We start from the raw sequence: 2,170 nt of genomic DNA, 5'->3' as shown, positions 1-2,170 counted from the left end.
GATTTCTCCAGGGTGTACATTTGCTAACTTTTCCATTTTTTTTCTTTTTTTAGTGATAATCAATTATTTCCACTTCGCTTGCGTTTCCTTTGTCCCATATGAATATAATTCGCCATTGTTTGTTAATCCGAATACTGTAATATTCACTTAATTTTCCAGTCAGTTTTTCAAGTCGATTTGATGGTGGAATTCGCAAATCGGCAATATCCTGCGAGTTGTTCAACATTCTCAATTTCCGACGTCCAATGTTTTGAATTTCGATCGGCATTTTCTTAACTCGGATTCCGTTCCAAATCTGTTCGGTCTCTTTCGAGCCAAAGGAAATAATCATATTTTCGTTTTACGTTACTAACGTCAAAGGTAAGTAAAATATTTGAATTTGCAACGGGTTTTCTCAAATGTTGCCTAACGGGCTTTTATAAGATTTGTGCGACTGGAAAATCGGAGATTTTTCGGACGTAGCAAATCGATTGTTGAATGTTTGTCGGTTCGTTATTTAGTTTAAATGTAAGCATAAATTTTATGAGGTGTTACCATACGTTTTATTCTGCTATTTGATTTCTTCGCTTTCAAATTTTTCCAACTCCAAATTGTCAAACTCCGATGGTTTATATTTTAATATTGTTCCGTTATGATTTTGCAGTCCTTCGCCAATTGCAAATCCGATTTTGTAAGTCCGACCTTTTTTGGTGGTTAGCATAACATTATCATATTCGTTGTCATTTGGGTCAATAAATAACATTATTTTTTCATCCTCAAATTCCTTATTCAACCAATTGTCGGTTGATTTTGTCGAAGTCCAACCTGTTACATTCGCTTTGTAATTCAAGTCCATTGGATACTTTAAGTAATTGATATAGTAACAAAGTATTTCAAAATCAATGTCGTAAGGAAAAGTTATTACTATTCGGTTATTGTCAGTTTTATGCAGCCTTGAAATCGGTTTTAGATGACTTTGTTGTGAATTGTCGTAATTTTTCGTAAAATCCTGAACAGCTTTTTTAATCAGATTGTAGTCCACATTTTCAACTAAAATCTGCTTATCATTTTTCGTTAGTTTTTTCTCAACGTTGAATTTTGAAGTGTAGTTTTTATTTTTCGATTCGGTTTTACTTTTATTCATAAACTGAAAAGCTAAAAAAGCCACGACAGCAATAATTCCAATTATTATGTAGTTCATTCGTTTCATTTGGTTTTAAATGTATGGTAACGTTTATGTGTAAGGAACGTTGCGTGTTTGAGTGCGAGGATTTTCCGAAGGAAAATCAGATGCTAGCAAACAAAGCAACGACCAAACGGTTGAACTAAAATAAGCAATGTTTTTTACACGGTGTTGGCACACGTTTTTTTTATTTTCCAAATATTTTCAAAAGTCGTTTTGCGTTTTTGTCAGGTACAACATTTCCATATTTTAAATTCAGAAGATTTTGTCTTAAAAGTTCAAAATCAGATTCCGACCACTTATTAGCCAGTCGAAGACTTTTTAATTTTTTCAGATTTAAAAGTGGTTCAATTGATTTATCTGAAATTTGAGTACTTATTAGTTGCAGGTATTCTAAATTCACTAAATTTTCTATTGGCTTTAAAGTATCAAGTTTTAAAGTAGAATACATTCCACCATTTAAGCCTAAGCCAGTTAAATAAGTCATATTCGATAAAACTGAAAAATCTTTAACTGACTTAAAATTTTCGGTTTCTAGAGTTCTTAAACTTGGTAATTTCGAAATTGGGGAAATATCAGTTATTTCTGAAGAACTACCTATATATAGATTTTCAAGTTTGGACAAACCGCTCAGAGAGTCAAGCTTTTTTATTCCGCTCCACTTTATATTCAAGCCTTTAAGATTGGGTATTCGACAAATTATGTCAAAAGTTTCTTGATTTACTTTGTGATAAGTCCATAAATATTCGGTCTTGGCAAGATTTGGCAAAATAGAAATCCATTTTTTTAAATCATTTGCTTTATTAGTCTCTGAAAGATTTAAACCAAGATTTTTTTCAGAATAAACTTTAGGGTTTTCTGAATTCAACCATTTGGGTTCCCGAGAATATTTGTTCCAAAAACCAAGCTCTATTTCTTTATCTGTAAGTTTCATTCAAATGTGTGCCAACGGTTATGTATAAGAATAGTGCGGTTTTGTGTGCGAGGATTTTCCGAAGGAAAATCAGA

Annotated in this window: 3 protein-coding genes; all 3 read right to left on the bottom strand. The window is 32.1% G+C overall.

Going from position 1 to position 2,170, the window contains the following annotated elements; all coding sequences use genetic code 11:
• Window positions 1-49 precede the first annotated feature (49 nt).
• On the bottom strand, window positions 50-331 hold the full coding sequence (locus ACFQ0I_RS16540; protein WP_379944086.1) for a type II toxin-antitoxin system RelE/ParE family toxin: 282 nt from the start codon (window positions 329-331) through the stop codon (window positions 50-52).
• 219 nt (window positions 332-550) lie between these two features.
• Window positions 551-1,180 (bottom strand): hypothetical protein, encoded by a 630-nt coding sequence (locus ACFQ0I_RS16535; protein WP_379944085.1) that lies wholly within the window; start codon window positions 1,178-1,180, stop codon window positions 551-553.
• Between the two features lie 169 nt (window positions 1,181-1,349).
• A complete protein-coding gene (locus ACFQ0I_RS16530; RefSeq protein ID WP_379944083.1) occupies window positions 1,350-2,096 on the bottom strand; it encodes a hypothetical protein in 747 nt (248 codons plus the stop codon).
• Window positions 2,097-2,170: the final 74 nt, after the last annotated feature.

It is taken from the genome of Mariniflexile aquimaris, from assembly GCF_042676825.1.
GTDB classification, from domain to species: domain Bacteria; phylum Bacteroidota; class Bacteroidia; order Flavobacteriales; family Flavobacteriaceae; genus Mariniflexile; species Mariniflexile aquimaris.
This window is presented reverse-complemented; position numbering and strand designations above follow the sequence as displayed.